General features: G+C 64.1%; 20 protein-coding genes. 2 read left to right on the forward strand and 18 right to left on the reverse strand.

Annotated elements, in window-relative coordinates:
- Positions 1 to 3 precede the first annotated feature (3 nt).
- The 8 genes from AC1AXT_RS00875 to AC1AXT_RS00910 all read right to left on the reverse strand — a co-directional run bounded on the left by AC1AXT_RS00875 (position 4) and on the right by AC1AXT_RS00910 (position 8346).
- A complete protein-coding gene (locus AC1AXT_RS00875) occupies positions 4 to 609 on the reverse strand; it encodes a CDP-alcohol phosphatidyltransferase family protein (protein ID WP_476539844.1) in 606 nt (201 codons plus the stop codon).
- Between the two features lie 5 nt (positions 610 to 614).
- Entirely contained in the window at positions 615 to 1466 is an 852-nt protein-coding gene (gene hisG, locus AC1AXT_RS00880) for an ATP phosphoribosyltransferase (protein ID WP_476539846.1), read from the reverse strand.
- Between the two features lie 61 nt (positions 1467 to 1527).
- A complete protein-coding gene (locus tag AC1AXT_RS00885; protein ID WP_476539848.1) occupies positions 1528 to 1791 on the reverse strand; it encodes a phosphoribosyl-ATP diphosphatase in 264 nt (87 codons plus the stop codon).
- An 89-nt stretch (positions 1792 to 1880) separates the two neighbouring features.
- Positions 1881 to 2546, reverse strand: coding sequence for a ribulose-phosphate 3-epimerase (gene rpe, locus AC1AXT_RS00890; protein ID WP_476539850.1), 666 nt, complete (start codon positions 2544 to 2546; stop codon positions 1881 to 1883).
- Between the two features lie 64 nt (positions 2547 to 2610).
- Positions 2611 to 3540, reverse strand: a complete 930-nt coding sequence (lgt, locus tag AC1AXT_RS00895; protein ID WP_476539852.1) for a prolipoprotein diacylglyceryl transferase — start codon at positions 3538 to 3540, stop codon at positions 2611 to 2613.
- 47 nt (positions 3541 to 3587) lie between these two features.
- Complete coding sequence (locus AC1AXT_RS00900) at positions 3588 to 4943, reverse strand: ABC transporter substrate-binding protein (protein ID WP_476539854.1); 1356 nt, start codon at positions 4941 to 4943, stop codon at positions 3588 to 3590.
- Positions 4944 to 5276: 333 nt separating this feature from the next.
- Entirely contained in the window at positions 5277 to 6152 is an 876-nt protein-coding gene (trpA, locus tag AC1AXT_RS00905) for a tryptophan synthase subunit alpha (RefSeq protein WP_476539855.1), read from the reverse strand.
- Positions 6153 to 6258: 106 nt separating this feature from the next.
- A complete protein-coding gene (locus AC1AXT_RS00910; protein WP_476539857.1) occupies positions 6259 to 8346 on the reverse strand; it encodes a bifunctional indole-3-glycerol phosphate synthase/tryptophan synthase subunit beta in 2088 nt (695 codons plus the stop codon).
- A gap of 285 nt (positions 8347 to 8631) precedes the next feature.
- Here AC1AXT_RS00910 and AC1AXT_RS00915 point away from each other — a divergent pair, with 285 nt between their 5' ends.
- A complete protein-coding gene (locus AC1AXT_RS00915; RefSeq protein ID WP_476539859.1) occupies positions 8632 to 8937 on the forward strand; it encodes a hypothetical protein in 306 nt (101 codons plus the stop codon).
- A gap of 117 nt (positions 8938 to 9054) precedes the next feature.
- On the forward strand, positions 9055 to 10080 hold the full coding sequence (locus AC1AXT_RS00920) for an adenosine deaminase (protein ID WP_476539861.1): 1026 nt from the start codon (positions 9055 to 9057) through the stop codon (positions 10078 to 10080).
- A 110-nt stretch (positions 10081 to 10190) separates the two neighbouring features.
- Here the strand turns inward: AC1AXT_RS00920 and trpE are convergent, their stop codons facing one another.
- The 10 genes from trpE to def all read right to left on the reverse strand — a co-directional run bounded on the left by trpE (position 10191) and on the right by def (position 19382).
- Complete coding sequence (trpE, locus tag AC1AXT_RS00925) at positions 10191 to 11762, reverse strand: anthranilate synthase component I (protein WP_476539863.1); 1572 nt, start codon at positions 11760 to 11762, stop codon at positions 10191 to 10193.
- Positions 11759 to 12232: a phosphoribosyl-AMP cyclohydrolase gene (gene hisI, locus AC1AXT_RS00930; RefSeq protein WP_476539865.1), complete on the reverse strand. Its 474-nt coding sequence runs from the start codon at positions 12230 to 12232 to the stop codon at positions 11759 to 11761. The genes trpE and hisI overlap by 4 nt, the downstream gene beginning before the upstream one ends.
- A gap of 4 nt (positions 12233 to 12236) precedes the next feature.
- Positions 12237 to 13007, reverse strand: a complete 771-nt coding sequence (gene hisF, locus AC1AXT_RS00935; RefSeq protein ID WP_476539866.1) for an imidazole glycerol phosphate synthase subunit HisF — start codon at positions 13005 to 13007, stop codon at positions 12237 to 12239.
- Positions 13008 to 13123: 116 nt separating this feature from the next.
- Entirely contained in the window at positions 13124 to 14299 is a 1176-nt protein-coding gene (gene rlmN / locus AC1AXT_RS00940) for a dual-specificity RNA methyltransferase RlmN (protein WP_476539868.1), read from the reverse strand.
- Positions 14300 to 14321: 22 nt separating this feature from the next.
- A complete protein-coding gene (locus AC1AXT_RS00945; RefSeq protein ID WP_476539870.1) occupies positions 14322 to 15287 on the reverse strand; it encodes a phosphatidate cytidylyltransferase in 966 nt (321 codons plus the stop codon).
- Between the two features lie 95 nt (positions 15288 to 15382).
- On the reverse strand, positions 15383 to 15937 hold the full coding sequence (gene frr, locus AC1AXT_RS00950) for a ribosome recycling factor (protein ID WP_476539871.1): 555 nt from the start codon (positions 15935 to 15937) through the stop codon (positions 15383 to 15385).
- 50 nt (positions 15938 to 15987) lie between these two features.
- Entirely contained in the window at positions 15988 to 16734 is a 747-nt protein-coding gene (gene pyrH, locus AC1AXT_RS00955) for a UMP kinase (protein WP_476539873.1), read from the reverse strand.
- A gap of 180 nt (positions 16735 to 16914) precedes the next feature.
- Positions 16915 to 17766, reverse strand: coding sequence for a translation elongation factor Ts (tsf, locus tag AC1AXT_RS00960; protein WP_476539875.1), 852 nt, complete (start codon positions 17764 to 17766; stop codon positions 16915 to 16917).
- Between the two features lie 75 nt (positions 17767 to 17841).
- A complete protein-coding gene (rpsB, locus tag AC1AXT_RS00965; protein WP_476539877.1) occupies positions 17842 to 18681 on the reverse strand; it encodes a 30S ribosomal protein S2 in 840 nt (279 codons plus the stop codon).
- A gap of 215 nt (positions 18682 to 18896) precedes the next feature.
- Positions 18897 to 19382 (reverse strand): peptide deformylase, encoded by a 486-nt coding sequence (gene def, locus AC1AXT_RS00970; RefSeq protein WP_476539879.1) that lies wholly within the window; start codon positions 19380 to 19382, stop codon positions 18897 to 18899.
- Positions 19383 to 19384 lie beyond the last annotated feature (2 nt).

Raw genomic sequence — 19384 nt, forward strand, 5'->3', positions numbered from 1 at the left:
GCCCTACCTGTCCTTGCGCAGCAGCGCGATGCCCTGCTGCAGGTAGATGGCGCCCGCCAGCCAGTACAGGGCGATGCCCCAGATCGCCGCTGCCAGCGCGGCCAGATGGAGCAGCTGGAACGCGGGCAACGAAACGTCGATATCGGCTATCATCAGCCCGACGATGGCGATCATCAGCACGGCCGTTCCCGCCTTGCCGACGAAATGGACCGGCAGCGGCCCGTAGTCGTGCTGGGCGAGGATGAGGATCTCGACGCCCATCGTGATGTCGCGCAGCGCGACGAACGCCAGCATCCACCATGGGATGATGCCGCCGATGCTCAATGCAAGCACGCTGCAGAAAATCAGCAGCCGGTCCGCGATGGGGTCGAGGATCTGGCCGATTTTGCTGACCTGGTTGAACTTGCGCGCGATAAGGCCGTCAAGGCCGTCGGAAGCTGCCGAAACCACCAGGAGCACCAGCGACGCGATCATCATATGCTGCGTCACCAGATACGCGATTACCGGAATCGATACGATCCTGAACGCGCTGATCAGGTTGGGCACAGTGAAGATGACGTCCCTGGCGTCGGGACTGTATTTTTTCTGCGCGGCCATGGTGTCCGTCATCGCGCCTAGATGCGGGAGGCCTGGATGGCGGTGACGATGATGCCGCGGGCCCCGACTTCGTACAGGCGGTCCATCAGCTGGTTCACCTGGGCCTTGGGCACCATCACGCGCACGGCGGACCAGTTGCGGTCGTGCAGCGGCGAAATGGTCGGGCTTTCGAATCCGGGCGTGATGTCCACCGCCTCGGAAATGCGGTTGACCGGGATGTCGAAGTCCATCAGCACATAGCGCTTGGCCGTCAGGACGCCGCGCAGGCGCCGGCTCAGGCGCGTCAGGCGCTCGTCTTCGGGATCGAGCCTGGGCGAGCGGATCAGCACCGCCTCCGAATGGACGATCGGCTCGCCGAAAATGCGCAGGCCGGCATTGCGCAGCGTCGTGCCGGTGGACACGACGTCGGCGATCAGGTCTGCGACGCCCAGCTGCACGGATGATTCGACGGCGCCGTCGAGATGGATCGTCTCGGCGTTGATGCCCTTCGATACGAGGTAGTCGTGCACGAGCTTGTCGAAGGACGTGGCGACGCGCTTGCCGTCGATGTCCTGCAGCGTCGTGATGGACGAATCCTGCGGGGCGGCGAAGCGGAACGTCGAAGCGCCGAAGCCCAGTTCGAGGTGCTCGTGGGCGTCCGTGCCGGAATTGAGCAGCAGGTCATGGCCGGTGATGCCGACGTCGATGGTGCCGCGTCCGACGTACACGGCGATGTCGAGGGGGCGCAGATAGAAGAGCTCGACGTCGTTGACGTCGTCCTGCACGACCAGCTGGCGGGGGTTGCTGCGGAGCTTGTAACCAGCCTCTTCGAGCATGTTCCAGGCCGGTTCGGAAAGCATCCCCTTGTTGGGGACGGCGATGCGTAGCATGCGGTATTCCTTCCTTGGGAAAGGGAAAGCGGCCGCTCAGGGCCTTGGTTCCTGTGGAAAATCAGAGGTAGCGGTAGACGTCTTCGAGCGTCAGGCCATGCTTGATCATCATGACCTGCACATGGTAGAGCAGCTGGCTCATTTCCTCCGCCATCCGGTCGGCGCCTTCATATTCGGCGGCGATCCAGGTTTCGCTGGCCTCCTCGACGATTTTCTTGCCGATGAAATGCGTGCCCTTGTCAAGCTCCTCGACGGTCAGCGACCCTTCCGGACGCTGCTGGGCCTTCTCGTTCAGTTCGGCGAACAGGGATTCGAATGTCTTCATAGGTTGATGCTTCTCCACGCTTCAGCGGGCATGGGTGTCCATGCCCTCGCCCATCCCGGGCTTGTCGGTCTCTTGTCTTGCCGGTGCGGTTACGCCCGGAACGCGGCTGCGGCCGCATCGCGGATTTCGTCGATGGCCTTCGCCGGGTCTTCCGCGCCGTACACGGCGGAACCCGCCACGAGCACATTGGCGCCCGCTGCAGCCACGATAGGGGCCGTGGACGGGCTGACGCCGCCGTCGACCTGGATGTCGGTCGTCAGGCCACGGCGCGTGATTTCGTCGCGCAGGCGGCGCACCTTGCTCATCTGGTCGCCGAGGAACTTCTGGCCGCCGAAGCCGGGTTCCACCGTCATGATGAGGATCATGTCGAATTCCTCGAGGATGTCGAAAATCGGCTCCACCGGTTCGGCGGGACGCACGGCGAAGCATGCCTTGACGCCCATGTCGTGCAGCTGGCGCGCCAGTCGGATCGGCGCATGGGTAGCGCCCATATGGAACGTCACGGAATCGGCGCCCAGCTCTCCGAAACCTGGAGCCCAGCGGTCCGGATCGTCGATCATCAGGTGCACGTCGACAGGCAGGTCGGTGACTTCGCAGATGCGCTTGACCACCGGTTCGCCCAGCGTAAGGTTCGGCACGAAATGATGGTCCATCACGTCCACATGGACGAGATCCGCATTCTCGATTTTCTTGAGATCGCGTTCGAGATTGCAGAAATCAGCGGACAGGATGCTAGGTGCGATTTGAATCTTCATAAGCGACATTCTATGGATGGCAAGCGACGAGCGCCGCTGCGCCCGTGCCGCTTGCCGCCTTGCGCTAGGCACCCTGCTTGCGCTGGCGTTCCTTCTGCTCCGCTTCGCGCTCTTCCAGTTCGGTGACGGCCTTGAGCTTTTCGGAAAGCACCTGCGTGGTCGGGCAAGCCTTCTGGATGATGACGAACGCGACTGCGCCTAGGATGAATACGCAAATCGACACCCATTCGTTGACGCGCAGCCCCAGTATTTCATGGGAGAAGTCGATGCGCAGCGCCTCGATCCAGGTGCGTCCGGCCGTGTACCACATGACGTACAGCGCGAACAGCGATCCGGCCTTGAGCCGGTTGACGGCCTTGCGGCCGATCCACACCAGCAACGCCGCGCCGATCAAGTTCCAGATCATTTCGTAGAGAAAGGTCGGGTGGAACAGCGTGCCCGTCGGGCAGCTCGCGCCGTCATAGCAGGTTTCGCTGGAACCGATGGCGCTACCCGCCGAGTTGAGCTTCAGCCCCCACGGCAGCGTCGTCGGCTTACCGTAGAGCTCCTGGTTGAACCAGTTGCCCAGCCTGCCGATGGCCTGGGCGACCAACAGCCCCGGAGCGATCGCATCGGCCAGCAGCGCCATCGGATAGTGGCGGTGGCGGCACCAGGACCAGGCTCCCAGCGCCCCGAACAGGATCGCGCCCCAGATGCCCAGGCCTCCGTTCCATATGCGGAAGATCTCCACCCAGTCGCCGTTGGGCCCGAAGAAGCGTTCGGGAGTGGTGACGACATGGTAGAGCCGCGCCCCGATGATGCCGCAGGGCACCGCCACCAGCGTCGTGTCGAGCACCTGGTCGAACGTGCCCCCGACCCTCTTCCATCGCCGCTGCAGTATCCACACGCACACGACGATGCCCAGCAGCATCGTCAGCGCGTAGATGTGGATGGTGAAGGGGCCCAGATGGAATTCGGACACCGTGGGCGACGGGATATAGGCAAGGGTTGTCATGGTTTCCGATGGTAGCGGATTGAAGCGATATGCCCCCGCCCCGCGTTTCAGTCGAAAGGCCGCGCTTCGGGCATTACCTGCAGGACGTCCTTGTTGACCTCCCACTCGCGGCTCCAGCCATCGACATAGGCGCTCTGGACCTGCGCCCAGTCGCCGGTGCCCTGGGCATATTCGGTCAGGGCGTTCGTCAGGTCGTCCTGCCATTGCTGGTCCGGAAGGGTGAAGCTGCGCAATTCCGCGACGCCGCGCTGGCTGTATGCAGTAGCCAGCAGGATGAGCGGGTTGTCGGGCTGCATGTCGTCGCCGAACGTGGTGAACGGCGCGGAGAAGCCCATGTCCTTGGCAATCATCTTCTTGGCTTCGGGATCGGTGATGAGCCAGTCGATGAAGTCAAGCGTAGCCTTGCGGTCTTTCTCGGAGGCGTTCTTGTTGAGCGCCCATGCAGCGTCGTAGATGCCTGCCGGGCCATATTGCCCTTCGCCGTCGATGCCCATGTAGTAGGGCAGCATCATCAGGTCGTCGTCCTTGACCTGGTTGCCCTTGATCTGGGTGTAGGCCCAGTTGCCGTTGGGGTAGAACACGGCCTTGCCCTGGGAGAATTCGCCGGTGACCTGCTCGTAGTTCCTGGTCGGCGCCATGCTGGCGGGCACGGCGCTATGGGCGAGCTCGAGGTCGAAGAGGTCCTTGTAGTTGGCCAGGTACGTGCCGCTGATGGTATCGCTGAAGGTGGTGTCCCGGTCGCGGTATTCATAGAACAGCGGGATGCGCGACATGTGCGACGTGAACCGGTAGGTGTCCGACGATTCGAGGCCTGGAGTCGTGAACACGCCGTCGATGCCGAGATCGGCCTTGTGCTGTTCCATCGATTCGACGACGCGCTTGAGCGTGCCATAGTCCTTGATGTCGTCGGGGCTGCCGATGACGGCGTAGTCTTCGTCCGCGTACCGTTGCAGGATGGCGCGGTTGGCGATGATCCCGTAGTATTCGGCCGCGAACGGGATCGTGTAGGCGTTGTCGCCGATGCGGTAGGAATTCTGCTTGCCTACATCGGTGAGCTTGCCGTACGCTTCAGTGTCCTGGATGGGTTCGAGGTAGTCGTAGAAGGCGCCGAACGTGTCGTATCCGGGAAGGTTGAACATGGTGGGCGCATTGCGCTTGCCCAGCTCGGAACGCAGCGTGGTGCTGTAGTTGCCCGACGTGGCCGTCAGGATGTCGACCTTGACGCCCGTCTTCTGGGTGTAGAGCCTGGCGATCTGGTCGAGCTGCTCGACGACTTCGGGCTTGCTATTGAGGTAGTAGACATGTCCCTGCGCATCGCCGGCGCCGCAGCCGGCAAGCGTGAAGGGGGCGACGGCGAAGGCAAGCAGCGCGGCAAGCGGCCGGGTAAAGGGAGAACGGCTCATGGTAGGTCCTTTCAACGGCGTTCCAGGAAAGCACCCCCACAGACAGTCATCATTGGCTGGACCGTTTGCCCGTACCAGACATGATAACGCTTGCGTTTTGCGCTGTAAAACCTTTGAGGCAGCGTGCCGGCGCCTGCGCAGGCTTGCTGGATGGCCGCAGAACCGGCATCGACGTGAAGGGATACGCGACGGGCCCGCACGGACTTGTCGCCGTGCGGGCTCCAACGAAATGCGGCAAAGCGTTCCCGGGCGGGCTGAATACGCTGTCCGGGCGTCTCCCAGCCGCGCCACGCCTTTTCCCGGCAGGACGGCCGCTGAATCTTGCTTAATGGCCTACTTCCGGGCGTTGTGGATGCCGTCGGCCAGGGCCGCCGTACGCTCGGCGAGGAGCGCCAAGCCCGCAGCGTGGTCAGCCAGTTCGCGGCCGTTGGCGTCCAGCATGGTGTGGACGAGCGCGGAACCGACGATGACGCCGTCCGCATACTGCCCGACCGTGCGCCCCTGTTCCGGCGTGGAGACGCCGATGCCCACGCACACGTTCTCGGCGCCGGCGGCGCGGGTGCGGGCGACGAGCTGCTCCGGGGAGCTGCTCAGCGTGTCCTGTTCGCCGGTGACGCCCATGCGGGAAGCGGCATAGACGAAGCCGCGCGTATTCTCGGCGACGGTCTTCAGGCGTTCGTCGGAGGAATCCGGCGAGACGAGGAAGATGCGGTCGAGGCCATGGCGGTCGGACGCTTCGATCCACTCCCCCGCCTCGTCCGGAATGAGGTCCGGCGTGATGAGGCCCGCGCCGCCGGCGTTCGCGAAGTCCGCGGCGAACCGCTGGACGCCGTAATGGTAGATGAGGTTCCAGTAGCTCATGATGAGCGGTACGCCGCCAGCATTGGCGACCGTTTCCACGGCCTTGAACACGCCGGCGATCTTCTCGCCGTTGTCCAGCGCGATCTGCGAGGCGGCCTGGATGACCGGCCCGTCCATGACGGGGTCGGAGTACGGCAGGCCTATCTCGACGATGTCCACGCCGTTGTCGACAAGCGTCTTGAATGCCGTGAGCGAGACTTGCGGGTTCGGGAAGCCGTACGGCAGGTAGCCGACGAATGCCGGCTTGTTCTGCGCCTTGAATTCGGCGAAGAGCTGGCGGCACGGACTGGGCTTGCAGGAGATGCCGAGCGGCTGGCCGGACGGCGTGGTTGCGGTTTCATTGGTCATGTCAAACACCCTGTTTCTTCTTGGTGCGCGTTTGCGGCAACGGCATGCAGCGGGCGTTGCCGCAAACGCGCGTTCATCGATTATGCAGCGAATGGGAACGATGCGTTCACGCCGTTGCGGATCCGGCGGCGCCGTTGGCTTCAAGCGCCTTGGCCTGGTCGTCGGTCAGGTAGCCGAACCACTTGCCGGCGGTGTTCATGTCCTTGTCGCCACGCCCGGAGATGTTGACGATCATGACCGGATGCTCGTAGCCCCTTGCCTTCAGATCGCGGGCCGCCTTATAGGCGCCGGCAACGGCATGAGAGCTTTCGATTGCGGGGATGATGCCTTCGGTCTCGCACAGGTCCTTGAACCCCTCCATGGCCTCTTCGTCGGTCGCCCATGAATAGTCGACGCGGCCGATGTCCTTGAGCCACGCATGCTCGGGGCCCACCGAGGCGTAGTCAAGGCCCGCCGAAATCGAGTAGGTGTCGAGCGTCTGGCCTTCCTCGTTTTCCAGCAGATAGCTCTTGGCGCCCTGGAACATGCCGAGTTCGCCGGTGCCGGGAGCGAAGCGGATGGCGTGGCGCCCCGATTCCGGGCCGTTGCCGCCAGCCTCGAACCCATACAGGCGCACGCGGTCGTCGTCGAGGAACGCGTTCATGATGCCGATGGCATTGGAGCCGCCTCCGACGCAGGCGCAGACGGCATCGGGGTGGTCGATGCCGTACCAGTCCTGCAGCTGTTCCTTGGCTTCCTCGCCGATGATCTTCTGGAAGTCGCGCACCATGGACGGGAACGGATGGGGCCCGGCCACGGTACCCAGCAGATAGTGAGTGTCCTCGACGTTGGTCACCCAGTCGCGCAGCGCTTCGTTGATGGCGTCCTTGAGGATGCGGTCGCCCAGCGTCACCTCGACGACTTCGGCGCCCAGCATGCGCATGCGGGCGACGTTGAGCGCCTGGCGCCGGGCGTCGACCTGGCCCATGTAGATGCGGCACTTGAGCCCGAGCATCGCGCAGACGGTGGCCGTGGCCACGCCGTGCTGGCCGGCCCCCGTTTCGGCGATGACGCGCGTCTTGCCCATGCGCTTGACCAGCAGCGCCTGCCCGAGCGCGTTGTTGATCTTATGGGCGCCGGTATGGTTGAGGTCCTCGCGCTTGAGGAAGACCCGCGCATCCAGTCCGGTCTTCTCCTTGAGGCGTTCGGCGAAGCGCGGCGCCTCCGTCAGCGGGGACGGACGTCCGACATACTGCTGGTTGAGCCGCTTGAGCTCGGCCTGGAACGCCGGATCTACCTTGGCTTCGTTATAGACGCGTTCGAGCTCGTCAAGCGCCGTAATGAGCGCTTCCGGCACGTATCGGCCGCCGAATTCGCCGAAATACGGCCCTTCATGTTCGCTTAACGGAGTACGTTCCGATTCCTTCACTTTCGCTCCTGCCTGTGCAATCCGCTGTACGGCGAGACGGTGGTCCGGCGCGGTGGCGACGCCTTCGCCGACGAGAACGGCGTCGGCGCCCGCGCGGGCGTACCGTTCGGTTTCCACGCTGCCGAAGATTCCCGATTCGGCCACCTTGATGACGCCTTCGGGAAGCCGCTGCGCCAATTGCGCATAGGTTTCCACGTCCACGCGCAGGTCCTTCAGGTTACGCGCATTGATGCCGATGACGCCTGCGCCCGCCGCCACGGCCCTGTCGATTTCCTCGCTGGTATGGGCTTCGACGATGGCGGTCATGCCGAGTTCATGGACGAGGCCGAGCAGCCGCTTGAGCTCGCCATCGTCGAGCGCCGCCACGATCAGCAGCACGAGATCGGCTCCATGGGCCCTCGCTTCCCACACCTGGTAGTCGGTGACGATGAAGTCCTTGCGCAGCACCGGGATATCGACCGCGGCGCGCACCGCATCGAGGTCGTCCAGGGATCCGAGGAAACGGCGCCCTTCGGTAAGCACCGAAATGGCGCTGGCGCCTCCCTCGGCATATTCCTTCGCCAACGCGGCCGGATCGTCGATGTCGCCGAGAAAGCCCTTCGAGGGGGATGCGCGCTTGATTTCCGCGATGACGGGCACTGAATCGGAACGCTTAAGCCATCGCCTGGCATCCAGCGCAGCAGGAGCATGGGAAGCCATCTCCTTGAGCTGTTCCAGGCTGGTTTCGCGCTCGCGGGACTGCGCGTCTTCACGCGCCCCCGCCACCAATTCATCCAATACCGTCACCGGTTCCTCCTTCTGGGGTAGGACGCGCCGCACACTGGCGCGCCGCATGCTGCCCGGACGGGCTGCAAACACCATCACTGTACCTGAACCACCGTGCGTTGCGACGTGCGCTTCCCTCATAGTGGTCAATCCTGCCGTCATTCCCCCTAGCCACATTCACCTGAAAAATCCCTGAATATACCCCCTACGGAAAAACGGCGGCGAACAGGCGTCCGGCGTGCTGGAATGGAACCAACGCCACGGAGGAAGGGCAACGGCCCGATTCCATTCACGAAAGGACATGACATGGCTGGACTGGAAGAACACATCGACGATCTCGAAGCGCGCCATCAGGCTCATAAGGAAGAGCGCGCCGAAGACCGTGCGGAACACCGCGAAGAGCGCCTCGCCAAGGAAATGGGCAAGGAGGCCGCCGACTTCGCCAAGGCCGGTACCGCCACCCATACGACGGGCGAATACCACGACGAGGACAAGGGCTTCCGCGAGGAACGCCGCGAAGACCGCGAGGCCGCCCGCATTGCCGAGGATGAGGACAAGGCCGACGAAGCGGCGAACCGCTGCGCGGAAAAGGGCGGCTGCGGCTGCAACTGACACTGCGCTATGGCATTCATGGCCTTGCCGCTTTGGGGAGCGGCAAGGCCTTTTTCGTTGCGGCGGTAGACTCGGAAGAAGACGAACATGCCACCGTCATGGGGAAAGGAACCAAGCATGGACAACAAGGCAACCATCGAGTCGATCCGTTCGATGCCGAAAACGGAACTGCACGTGCACATCGAGGGGACGCTGGAACCCGAGCTGGCGCTCGAGCTTGCACGCCGCAATGGCGTCGAGCTGCCCTGGACGACGCTGGAGGAGCTGCGCGAGCAGTATCGTTTCCAGGACCTGCAGTCCTTCCTGGATCTGTACTACCAGCTGATGGGCGTGCTGAAAACGGCGCAGGACTTCCATGACCTCATGCTCGCCTATCTCAAGCGCGCCCATGAGGACGGCGTGCGCCACGCCGAACCGTTCTTCGACCCGCAGGTCCACATGGGCAACGGCATTGCGTTTTCCACGGTGCTCGAGGGGCTGCTCTCCGGCGCCAGGGAAGGCCATGAACGCTATGGCATCACGACGCGGCTGATCATGTCCATTCTGCGCGACCTGCCCGTCGCGCAGGCCAACGAGCTGGTCGAGCAGGCGGCCCCCTATGCCGGCGACATCCTCGCCCTCGGGCTTGATTCAGCCGAGGTCGGCAATCCCCCCTCGCTGTTCGCCGATGCCTTCGCGCGTGCCGGGGAGCTGGGGTGGCACCGCGTGGCGCATGCCGGCGAAGAGGGGCCGGCTTCCTACGTCGTCGAAGCCGTGGAAACGCTTCATGCCGAACGCATCGACCATGGCATCCACGCCGCCGACGACCCCGCAGTCATCGAGATGCTGGCAGCCCAGGGCATTGCGCTCACCTGCTGCCCGCTGTCGAACCTGAAACTGCATGTCGTCGAAGACGTCGCCGACCTGCCGATTCCCGATTTCATCGCCAACAGGCTGGTCGTCACCGTCAACTCGGACGACCCGGCGTATTTCGGCGGCTATATCGCGAAGAACTACGAGGCGCTCGCCGACCGCTGCGGGCTGTCGCTGGAGGACCTGGCGCAGCTCGCCGGCAATTCGATAGCGGCATCGTTCGTCGACGATGATGAACGCGAAAAGCTGTTCAGTGAGCTCGACCGCTGGAAGCAGAGCAATCTGCGTTAAGGAAGCCAGCGGACGATACGCCCTATGCGAAGCACCTAATCCACGATGGCCCTTGTTCCGTACCTGCGCAGGTACGGAACAAGGGCCATCGTGTTGCGGAGTGGATGCGGCTACCGCGCGTTGCGCAGCTGGGATGCGATCTGTATGGCTTCCACGCTGGCTTCGGCCTTGTTGCGCGTTTCCTGCCATTCCGTCGCGGGCACCGAATCGAGGACGAGTCCGGCGCCGGCCTGCACGCTCGCCTCATGGTCGCGGATGAACGCCGTGCGAATGGCGATGGCCATGTCCATGTTGCCCGAGAAGTCGAAATAGCCGACGGTGCCGCCGTAGATGCCGCGGTCGGCCGGTTCGAGCTCGTCGATGATCTCGACGGCGCGCGGCTTGGGCGCCCCCGACAGCGTGCCGGCCGGGAACGCCGACGTGAAGACGTCGAACGTGGTCAGTTCCGGATCGATGCGGCCGGTGACCGTCGAGCAGATATGCATGATATGGCTGAACCGCTTGATGTCCTTGAAGGACACGACCTCGACGGATTCGGGCACGCATACGCGCGACAGGTCGTTGCGCGACAGGTCGACCAGCATGACGTGTTCGCTGTTCTCCTTGGGGTCCGCCAGCAGTTCGGCGGCCAGCGCCTCGTCCTCCTCGACGGTGGCGCCCCTTGGGCGCGAGCCGGCGATGGGGAACGTCATCGCATGGCCGTTGTCCACCTTGATGAGCGTTTCCGGGGAAGAGCCGATGACGTTGAAATCGCGCCCTTCGGCGTCCGTCAGCGCCATGAAGTACATGTACGGGCTCGGATTGAGCGTGCGCAGCACCCGGTAGACGTCGAAAGGCTCGGCAGGCGAGTCGATGTCGAGCCGCTGCGAGATGACGACCTGGAACACGTCGCCGTCGATGATATGCCGGCGCGACTGTTCCACCGCCTCCTCGTATACGGCTTTCGCGGTACGGAACCGCAGCTCGGGCTGGGCGACGGAGCGGTCGAGCACGTTGACCCGCGCCTCCCCTTCGACGGGGGTGGCGGCGCGCCGCTGCATGTCATCCAGGCGCCTGATGGCGTCTTCGTAGGCGAAATCCTCGCGCGTCGGCTTGTCGTCGACGTTGACGGCGTTGGCAATGAGCCACACGGAGCCGGAAACGTGGTCGACGACGGCGATATCGGTAGCCAGCGCCAGAGCCAGCTCCGGCTGGCCCGTCTCGTCGGGGGCGCTCGCCCGCAAGGTCGGCTCCCAGTGGCGGATGGCGTCCCATCCGATGGATCCGACCAGGCCGGAAGTCATGTTCGGCAGCCCGTCGACGTGTGGCGCCTTGAGCACGTTCAGCGTTTCGCGGGCGACGTCGATGACGTCGCCGCTAGTCGGCACGCCGGCCGGTACGTCGCCCATCCAGTCAGCCTGGCCGTTCTTTGCGCGCAGCTGGGCCATCGAATCGACGCCGATGAAGCTATAGCGGCTCCACGAGCCGCCGTATTCCGCCGATTCGAGGATGAAGGTGCCGGAACGGCCGCCAGCAAGGCGCTCATAGAAACCGACCGGCGTCAGCGAATCGGCAAGCAGGCGACGCACCGTCGGGATGACGCGGTATCCCTGCTCGGCCAGCTCATGGAATTCCTCGCGGCTCGGCCAGGTGCCCCCCCAGTCCAGATGCTCGACGCTGCAATTGGTCGTGGCGCTGCTCATTGCGCTTGCACTCCTTCCCCGGCATCGCCGGCAATGTCCAGATGGTCCGTCACGCCTTCGGGCCGATTGCCCACCACGACCGGCAAACGCCCTCCTTCCTCGAAGCACGAGCGCTTGCCTGTATGGCATGCGGCGCCCACCTGGTCCACTTCGACCAGGATGGCATCCCCGTCGCAGTCGAGGGAGAACGACTTGACGAACTGGGCATGCCCGGACGTGTCTCCCTTGCGCCAGTACTCCTGACGGGACCGGGACCAGAACGTCACGCGTCCGGTGGTCAGCGTGCGCCTGACCGCTTCATCGTCCATATAGCCCACCATCAACACTTCGCGGGTGTCGTATTGCTGGATGACGGCGGCTACCAGCCCCTTGCCGTCGTGCTTGAGCCGCGCGGCTATCCGCGGATCGAGCCGGGTCGAATTGTCATAGCCGGGCGTGCCGGCAGCTTCCTGTTCATTGGTATCGGACATCGCTTCACCGCACTTCGTAGCCGGCCGCCCGGATGGCGTCCTTGACTTCGCCTATGGTGACCTTCCCGTAATGGAAGATCGACGCCGCGAGGACTGCGTCCGCCCCGGCCGCGATGGCGGGAGGGAAATCCTCGGCCTTGCCAGCGCCGCCGGAAGCGATGATGGGAATGGAGACTTCGTTGCGCACCGCTTCGATCATCTCCAGATCGAACCCTTCCTGCGTGCCGTCGGCGTCCATCGAATTGAGCAGGATCTCCCCCGCTCCCAAATCCTCGGCTCGCTTGACCCACCACAGGGCGTCGATGCCGGTCGACTTGCGGCCGCCCATCGTCGTGACCTCGAAGCCAGACTGGGTGTGCCGCTCCCCACGCTCGCGGCGCGCATCCACCGACAGCACGAGCACCTGGCTGCCGAAACGCTCGGCAATGCGCGAAATCAGCGTCGGGTCATTGATGGCCGCCGTATTGACGCCCACCTTGTCGGCCCCGCAGCGCAGCAGCGAGTCGACGTCTTCCGGCGTGCGCACTCCCCCGCCAACGGTCAGCGGAATGAAGATCTGCTCGGCGGTGCGGCGCACGACGTCGATCATCGTCTGGCGGTGCGAACTGGAAGCGGTGACGTCGAGGAACGTCAGCTCATCGGCGCCCTGCCGATAGTATTCAGCGGCGAGTTCGACGGGATCGCCGGCATCGCGCAGGTTCTCGAAATGGACTCCCTTGACTACGCGGCCTGCGTCCACGTCCAGGCAGGGGATGACTCGTACGGCGAGCGACATCGGTTCTCCTCTTTCTTTAGGTACGGGGTGCCTTCAATAGCATCGTAGCGTCCGGAGGGTGCAAAGCGGCGCAATGCGCCCCTGCAGCGCCTCTTGAAAGGCGCAGCCCGGCCCTCCTACTGCTGCTGCTTGCGCTGGGCGCGGGTCTTCGCGGCCAGCTGCCCGCATGCGCCATCAATATCCTGCCCGCGGGTATCGCGCAGCGTGGCGGTAATGCCGGCGCCATGGAGAATCTCCAGGAAGCGCTGCTCGTCCTCGGGCTTCGATGCGGTCCAGCGCGACCCCTCGATCGGGTTGAGCGGAATGGGGTTGACATGGGCCCAGTTATCCCCGTAGTGGTTGATCCGCTTGGCCAGCAGCCTTGCATGTTCCGCCTGGTCGTTGATGCCGCGCATCAAGGCGTATTCGATGGAGACGCGGCGTTTGGATGCAAGGAAGTAGTCGTGGGCGGCGTCCAGCACCTGGGTCGTGTCGAACCGACGGTTCATCGGCACCAGTTCGTTGCGCAGCTCGTCGCTGGGCGCATGCAGCGAAACGGCGAGCCGTACCGGCAACCCTTCGGCTGCCAGTTTGCGGATGCCCGGCACGACGCCGACGGTCGAAACGGTGATGTTCCTGGCGGAAATGCCGAAGCCGTCCGGCGGCATCGAGGAAATCTGGCGGATGGAGCGCAGGACGGCATTGTAGTTGCCCATCGGCTCGCCCATGCCCATGAACACGATATTGCTCAGCCGTCCGGGGCCTCCGGCGACTTCGCCATCGCGCATCATGCGCGCCGCCACCCGCACCTGTTCGACGATTTCGCCGGCCGACATGTTGCGGGTCAGCCCCAGCTGGCCGGTAGCGCAGAACGGACATCCCATGCCGCATCCCACCTGGCTGGAGATGCACAGCGTCGTACGGTTCGGATAGCGCATCAGCACCGACTCGATCTTCGAGCCGTCGAAGAGGTTCCAGAGCGTTTTGACCGTTGTTCCGCCGTCCGCCACCTGCCGGGCCTCCTGCATGATCAGCGTCGGGAAGAACGCTTCGGCCGCGGCGGCACGGGCATCGGCCGGCATATCGGTGAAGTTCTGGACGTCGGTATCGAAATGGCCATAATAATGCCTGGCCAGCTGGTTGACCCTGAATTTGGCCAGCCCCAGGCCAGATGCGCGTTCGATGCGCTCCTCCGGCGTCATGTCGGCGAAATGCGCCGGCGGCTTGCCGCGACGCGCATGGTCCTTGGAAAGCACGTCGCGGAACGCGCCCTGCGTACCGCCTTCGGTAATGCCGGTTTCCGGTTCTCGCATGCCTGTTGCAGCCCCTTCCATGTCACATGCCCGTCATCCACAGCAACGCGCACACGAAGGGGGCGCACATCAGGATCGAATCGATGCGGTCGAGCACCCCGCCATGGCCCTTGAGCAGATGGCCCATGTCCTTGATGCCGATATCGCGCTTGAGCATCGAGGCGCACAGGTCGCCGAACGTGCCAACGATGCCGATCAGGATGCCTTCGATGACGGGCACCCACCACCGGGTCGCCCACAGGGATGCCTCGTAGGTGCAGGCGAACACGATGAACGCGCCCGCCATGGCGAACAGGATCGAGCCGAGGAGCCCCTCGACGGACTTCTTCGGGGAGATGCGCGGGCTGAGCTTGTGCTTGCCGCACCATGCGCCGAATACCAGGCCCCCCGTGTCGCTCAGCGCCGGCAGGAACACGACGACGATGGCATGCGACACGTAATGGTCGTTGAAGGTCAGCGACACCAGGATTGCCGAACCGAGCACGGCGATGTAGAGCACCGTGAACATCGCCACGGCGACTTGCGTCATGGCAGGCCGCACCGGACGCTCCACGTCGGCCGCCCGCTGGCCGTTCTGCAGCGTCTTGCGGTCCGCGGCCCTCTCGGCGCCCCCGTTGAACCGCATCTGCAACGTGGCGGCGCATGCGACGAGCACCAGGGAGCCGATGGCGCAGGCACCCATCGCCGCCATGTGGTCGGGGCAATAGAAGGACGCCGCCAGCGTCACCGCCGAGCATGCCCAGAGCGTGGCCACGGGAATCCTGAAACCGATGACGGCAAGGTCTACGCGCAGTTCCCATATGGCAAGCACCATGAAGATGATGACAAGGACGGCGAAGGCGTCCTTGCTGATAAGCAGGCACGCCAGGATAATGGCGATCAGCAGCGCTGCCGTGCCGATTGCCTGCGGCATGTTGCGGCCGGTCTTGCGGTTGATTTCGTTAAGCTTCGCTTCGTTGGCCTGTTTGCGCTGTTGGCTCGGCATCATAGTTCCTTGTACGTAGGTTGGCGATGGTACGGGACGCATGGAGGCCCCGGATTCCGGCGGCGCTTGGCGCGCGGGCATCCGGGGCCTCCAGGCCGTCAGACCTCCATGATCTCCTTCTGCTTTGCCTCGAGCATCGCATCCAGTTCATCGGTCGTGGCCTTGGTGGCCTTGTCCAGGTCCTTGAGCAGGCGTTCGCCTTCGTCTTCGCCCATTTCGCCGGCCTTGACGGCCTTGTCGATGGCTTCCTTCGCCTTGCGGCGGATATTGCGCACGGCGACCTTGCCGTCCTCCGCCTTGCCCTTGGCGAGCTTGACGTATTCCTTGCGGCGTTCCTCGGTCAGTTCCGGCATCGTCAGGTGGATGACGTTGCCGTCACGGCGCGGGGACGCGCCCAGGTCGGAATCCCTCAGCGCCTTTTCCACGGCATTGGCCTGCGACGGGTCGAACGGGGTGATCGACAGCGTGCGCGGTTCGGGAACGCCGATGGTGGCCACCGCCTTCAGCGGGGTCGGGGCGCCGTAATATTCAACGGTGATGCCGTTGAGCAGCGCAGGGTTGGCACGGCCCGTGCGGATGCCCGCGAAGTTTTCCTTCGTCGACTCGACCGACTTGGCCATCTGTTCCTTGGCGTTGTCTACCGGATTTGCCATATTCTACTCCTTGATTCAAATGGCGGGGTGAAGCTAGCTGGCGCCTGCGCCTAGGCCAGCTCGGATTCCCCGTTGGATACCAGTGTACCGATGCCTTCGCCGAGCAGCGCACGCGTAACGTTGCCCTCCCCTTCCAGGCCGAAGACGCGGATGGACTGGTCATTGTCGCGTGCCATCGCCATGGCGGACGCATCCATGACGGCGAGGTTGTCGACCAGCGCGCGGTCGTAGGCAAGCGTCGCGAAACGCTTGGCCTGCGGATCCTTGCGCGGATCGGAAGTGTAGACGCCATCGACGCCGTTCTTACCCATCAGCACTTCGTCGCAATGGATTTCCAGCGAACGCTGGATGGAAACGGTATCGGTGGAGAAATAGGGCATGCCGGCGCCGGCGCCGAAAATCACCACGCGGCCCTTTTCCAGGTGTCGGATGGCCTTGAGCGGAATGTACGGTTCGGCGACCTGGCCCATCGTGATGGCCGTCTGCACGCGGGTGGCCTGGCCGGCCTGCTCGAGAAAATCCTGCAGGGCAAGGCAGTTCATGACGGTGCCGAGCATGCCCATGTAGTCGCCACGGGAGCGGTCGATGCCGGCCTGCTGAAGCTCGGCGCCGCGGAAGAAGTTGCCGCCGCCGGTCACGATGGCGACCTGCACGCCCTGCTCCACCGCCGGCACGATTTCGCCGGCAATGCGGCGCACCACCTGCGGATCGACGCCGACCGCGCCCCCTCCGAACGCTTCTCCGGAAAGCTTGAGCAGCACCCTGCGCGGCTTGTCAATCGTCTGTTCGCTGGTCATGTCCCGCCTTTCTGGCCTTGCAATCGCCGTAAGGTAACGATTAATCTGGAACAACCGTAGCCGTTTGTTTCGACAGGGCGCGCAACGCCGGCGGCCGCCTCCCTGCACGATGTGAAGGAAAGGCGGCCGCCGGCGTTGTTGCAATCTTGGTTCGCGCCTATCGGCGCAAAAGGGTCGGGATCACTCCTCGCCCTTGCCCACTTCGACGCGGGCGAAGGCGATGGCGTTGCCGCCGGCGTCCTTGAACAGGTCGCCGATCGTCTTGGACGGATCCTTCACGTAGGCCTGCTCGAGCAGCACGTTCTCCTTGTAGAACGCGTTGAGGCGGCCTTCGACGATCTTCGGGACGATCTTTTCCGGCTTGCCTTCGGCCAGCGACTTCTCGGTGGCCACGCGGCGCTCGGATTCGACGATCTCTTCCGGAACGTCCTCGCGGGTAAGCCACTTGGCGCCCATCGCGGAAATCTGCAGGGCGGCCTCGTGGGCCACGGCGGCGCCGGCTTCGTCGGTGGCGATCATCGCCACGATGCTCGGCGGCATCTCAGCGGACTTCTTGTGGGCATAGATTTCGACGTGCGGGCCGGAAATCTTGGCGTACTGGCCGACCTTGACATGCTCGCCGAACAGGGCGGCGGCTTCCTCGACCTCTTCCTTGACGCTCTCGCCGTTGGCGGCGGCAGCGGCCAGGACTTCGTCGACGGTGTTGGCTTCGGCCTTGACGGCGTCGGCGAGGACCGTATCGGCGAATTCGACGAACTTCGGGGTCTTGGCGACGAAGTCGGTCTCGGAATTGAGCTCCACGGCGTAGCCGGTGGCGTTGCCGCCGTCGGAGACGACGGTGGAGGCGATGGTGCCTTCCTGGGCCTTGCGGCCTTCGCGCTTGCCAGCGGCCTGGATGCCCTTGGCGCGGATGATTTCCTTGGCGCGTGCGACGTCGCCGTCGGCCTCGGTGAGCGCCTTCTTGACGTCCATCATGCCGGCGCCGGTCTCCTCGCGCACCTGCTTGATCAAAGCTGCGGTAATTGCTGCCATTGATATCTCCTCAGAAAAAGAAAAGGAATGGTTGGGTCGTCGGCGTCCCGCACAGGCGCGGGACGCCATACGGCATCAGGCCTCTTCGGCGGCCACTTCGGCTTCGGCCTGAGCGACTTCCGCTTCGGTCTGGGCCACGGCGGCTTCGGCTTCGGCGCCTTCCGTCAGCAGTTCCTTCTCCCAGGCGGCCATCGGCTGTTCGCCGTCGGCCTTGGCGCCCTTGCCCGAGCGCTCGAGCAGGCCGTCGGCAACGGCGTCGGCCATCAGGCTGGTGAGCAGCTCGATGCCGCGGATGGCGTCATCGTTGGCAGGGATCGGGTATTCCACGGATTCCGGATCGGTGTTGGTGTCGACCAGGGCCACGACCGGGATGCCGAGCTTGTGGGCTTCGGAAACGGCCAGGGCTTCCTTGTTGATGTCGACGACGAACATCGCGGAGGGCGTGCGGCTCATGTTGCGGATGCCGCCAAGCTGGCGCTCCAGCTTGTCCTTCTCGCGCTCGAGGAGCAGCAGCTCCTTCTTGGTCAGGCCGCTGCCGTGCACGTCGGTGAAGTCCATTTCCTCAAGTTCCTTGAGGCGGTTGACGCGCTTGGAAACGGTGCCGAAGTTGGTCAGCATGCCACCGAGCCAGCGTTCGGAAACATACGGCATGTTCACGCGGGTGGCCTGGGTGGCGATCGCTTCCTGGGCCTGCTTCTTGGTGCCGACGAACAGGACGGTGCCGTTGTGAGCCACGGTCGTCTTGATGAAGTCGTAGGCGGTGTCGATCATGTCCAGCGTCTTGAACAGGTCGATGATGTGGATGCCGTTGCGCTGGGTGAGGATGTACTGCTTCATCTTCGGGTTCCAGCGGCGGGTCTGGTGGCCGAAGTGCAGGCCTGCCTTCAGCATGTCGCTCATGGTGATCTGAGCCATGGTATGACTACCTTTCATTGTCGGTTATTGCCTGGCCATGCGTTCCTGCGTGCAACTGCTGGGCAGCCGACCGACACAGGGCGTCGCGGACATGGCGCGAATTGGTTGCGTGCCGGTTGACGATAATGGGTTGGCGCCGGATGCTGCGACTGCACCCGTTGCCTGATGGCACACAAAGCGACATGATACCACGACGCCGATACGCAGGCAACGGGTCAGCGCGAATGCTCGCGCATGTATTTCATGGCCGCGCGGCGCTCTTCCTTTTCCAGGCGGTCGAGGTACACATGGCCGTCAAGATGGTCCGTTTCATGCTGCAGCATGCGGCCCATGACGCCCCGGCCCTCGACGACGACCTCGTTGCCGTCGAGGTCGATGCCCCGGACGCGGGCATAGTCGGCCCGGCGTGTCTTGTACCACAGGCCAGGCACGGACAGGCAGCCTTCTTCGCCGTACTGTTCGCCGTCGGTTTCCTCAAGCACCGGATTGATGACATAGCCAAGCTTGCCGTCCACGTTATAGGAGAATACGCGCAGATTGACTCCGATCTGGTTGGCCGACAGCCCCGCACGGCCAGGGTCGTCCACCGTTTCGAGCAGGTCCTGCACGAGCCGGCGTACGGCCGGCGTGATTTCGCGAACGGGTTCGCAGGGGGTGCGCAGCACCGGATCGGGGACGAAACGAATATCTCGGATGGCCACTT

This window comes from Bifidobacterium sp. LH_450 (assembly GCF_056356715.1).

Excerpts from the sequence above, each read along its gene's own strand:
- AC1AXT_RS00915 (WP_476539859.1), top strand. The coding sequence starts at position 8,632 with ATGGCTGGACTGGAAGAACACATCGACGATCTCGAAGCGCGCCATCAG.
- tsf (WP_476539875.1), bottom strand. The coding sequence starts at position 17,766 with ATGGCAGCAATTACCGCAGCTTTGATCAAGCAGGTGCGCGAGGAGACC.
- hisF (WP_476539866.1), bottom strand. The coding sequence starts at position 13,007 with ATGTCGCTCGCCGTACGAGTCATCCCCTGCCTGGACGTGGACGCAGGC.
- trpE (WP_476539863.1), bottom strand. The coding sequence starts at position 11,762 with ATGAGCAGCGCCACGACCAATTGCAGCGTCGAGCATCTGGACTGGGGG.
- rpsB (WP_476539877.1), bottom strand. The coding sequence starts at position 18,681 with ATGGCTCAGATCACCATGAGCGACATGCTGAAGGCAGGCCTGCACTTC.
- AC1AXT_RS00875 (WP_476539844.1), bottom strand. The coding sequence starts at position 609 with ATGACGGACACCATGGCCGCGCAGAAAAAATACAGTCCCGACGCCAGG.
- rlmN (WP_476539868.1), bottom strand. The coding sequence starts at position 14,299 with ATGCGAGAACCGGAAACCGGCATTACCGAAGGCGGTACGCAGGGCGCG.
- hisI (WP_476539865.1), bottom strand. The coding sequence starts at position 12,232 with ATGTCCGATACCAATGAACAGGAAGCTGCCGGCACGCCCGGCTATGAC.
- lgt (WP_476539852.1), bottom strand. The coding sequence starts at position 3,540 with ATGACAACCCTTGCCTATATCCCGTCGCCCACGGTGTCCGAATTCCAT.
- AC1AXT_RS00900 (WP_476539854.1), bottom strand. The coding sequence starts at position 4,943 with ATGAGCCGTTCTCCCTTTACCCGGCCGCTTGCCGCGCTGCTTGCCTTC.
- rpe (WP_476539850.1), bottom strand. The coding sequence starts at position 2,546 with ATGAAGATTCAAATCGCACCTAGCATCCTGTCCGCTGATTTCTGCAAT.
- pyrH (WP_476539873.1), bottom strand. The coding sequence starts at position 16,734 with ATGACCAGCGAACAGACGATTGACAAGCCGCGCAGGGTGCTGCTCAAG.
- AC1AXT_RS00945 (WP_476539870.1), bottom strand. The coding sequence starts at position 15,287 with ATGATGCCGAGCCAACAGCGCAAACAGGCCAACGAAGCGAAGCTTAAC.
- frr (WP_476539871.1), bottom strand. The coding sequence starts at position 15,937 with ATGGCAAATCCGGTAGACAACGCCAAGGAACAGATGGCCAAGTCGGTC.
- trpA (WP_476539855.1), bottom strand. The coding sequence starts at position 6,152 with ATGACCAATGAAACCGCAACCACGCCGTCCGGCCAGCCGCTCGGCATC.
- AC1AXT_RS00920 (WP_476539861.1), top strand. The coding sequence starts at position 9,055 with ATGGACAACAAGGCAACCATCGAGTCGATCCGTTCGATGCCGAAAACG.
- hisG (WP_476539846.1), bottom strand. The coding sequence starts at position 1,466 with ATGCTACGCATCGCCGTCCCCAACAAGGGGATGCTTTCCGAACCGGCC.
- AC1AXT_RS00885 (WP_476539848.1), bottom strand. The coding sequence starts at position 1,791 with ATGAAGACATTCGAATCCCTGTTCGCCGAACTGAACGAGAAGGCCCAG.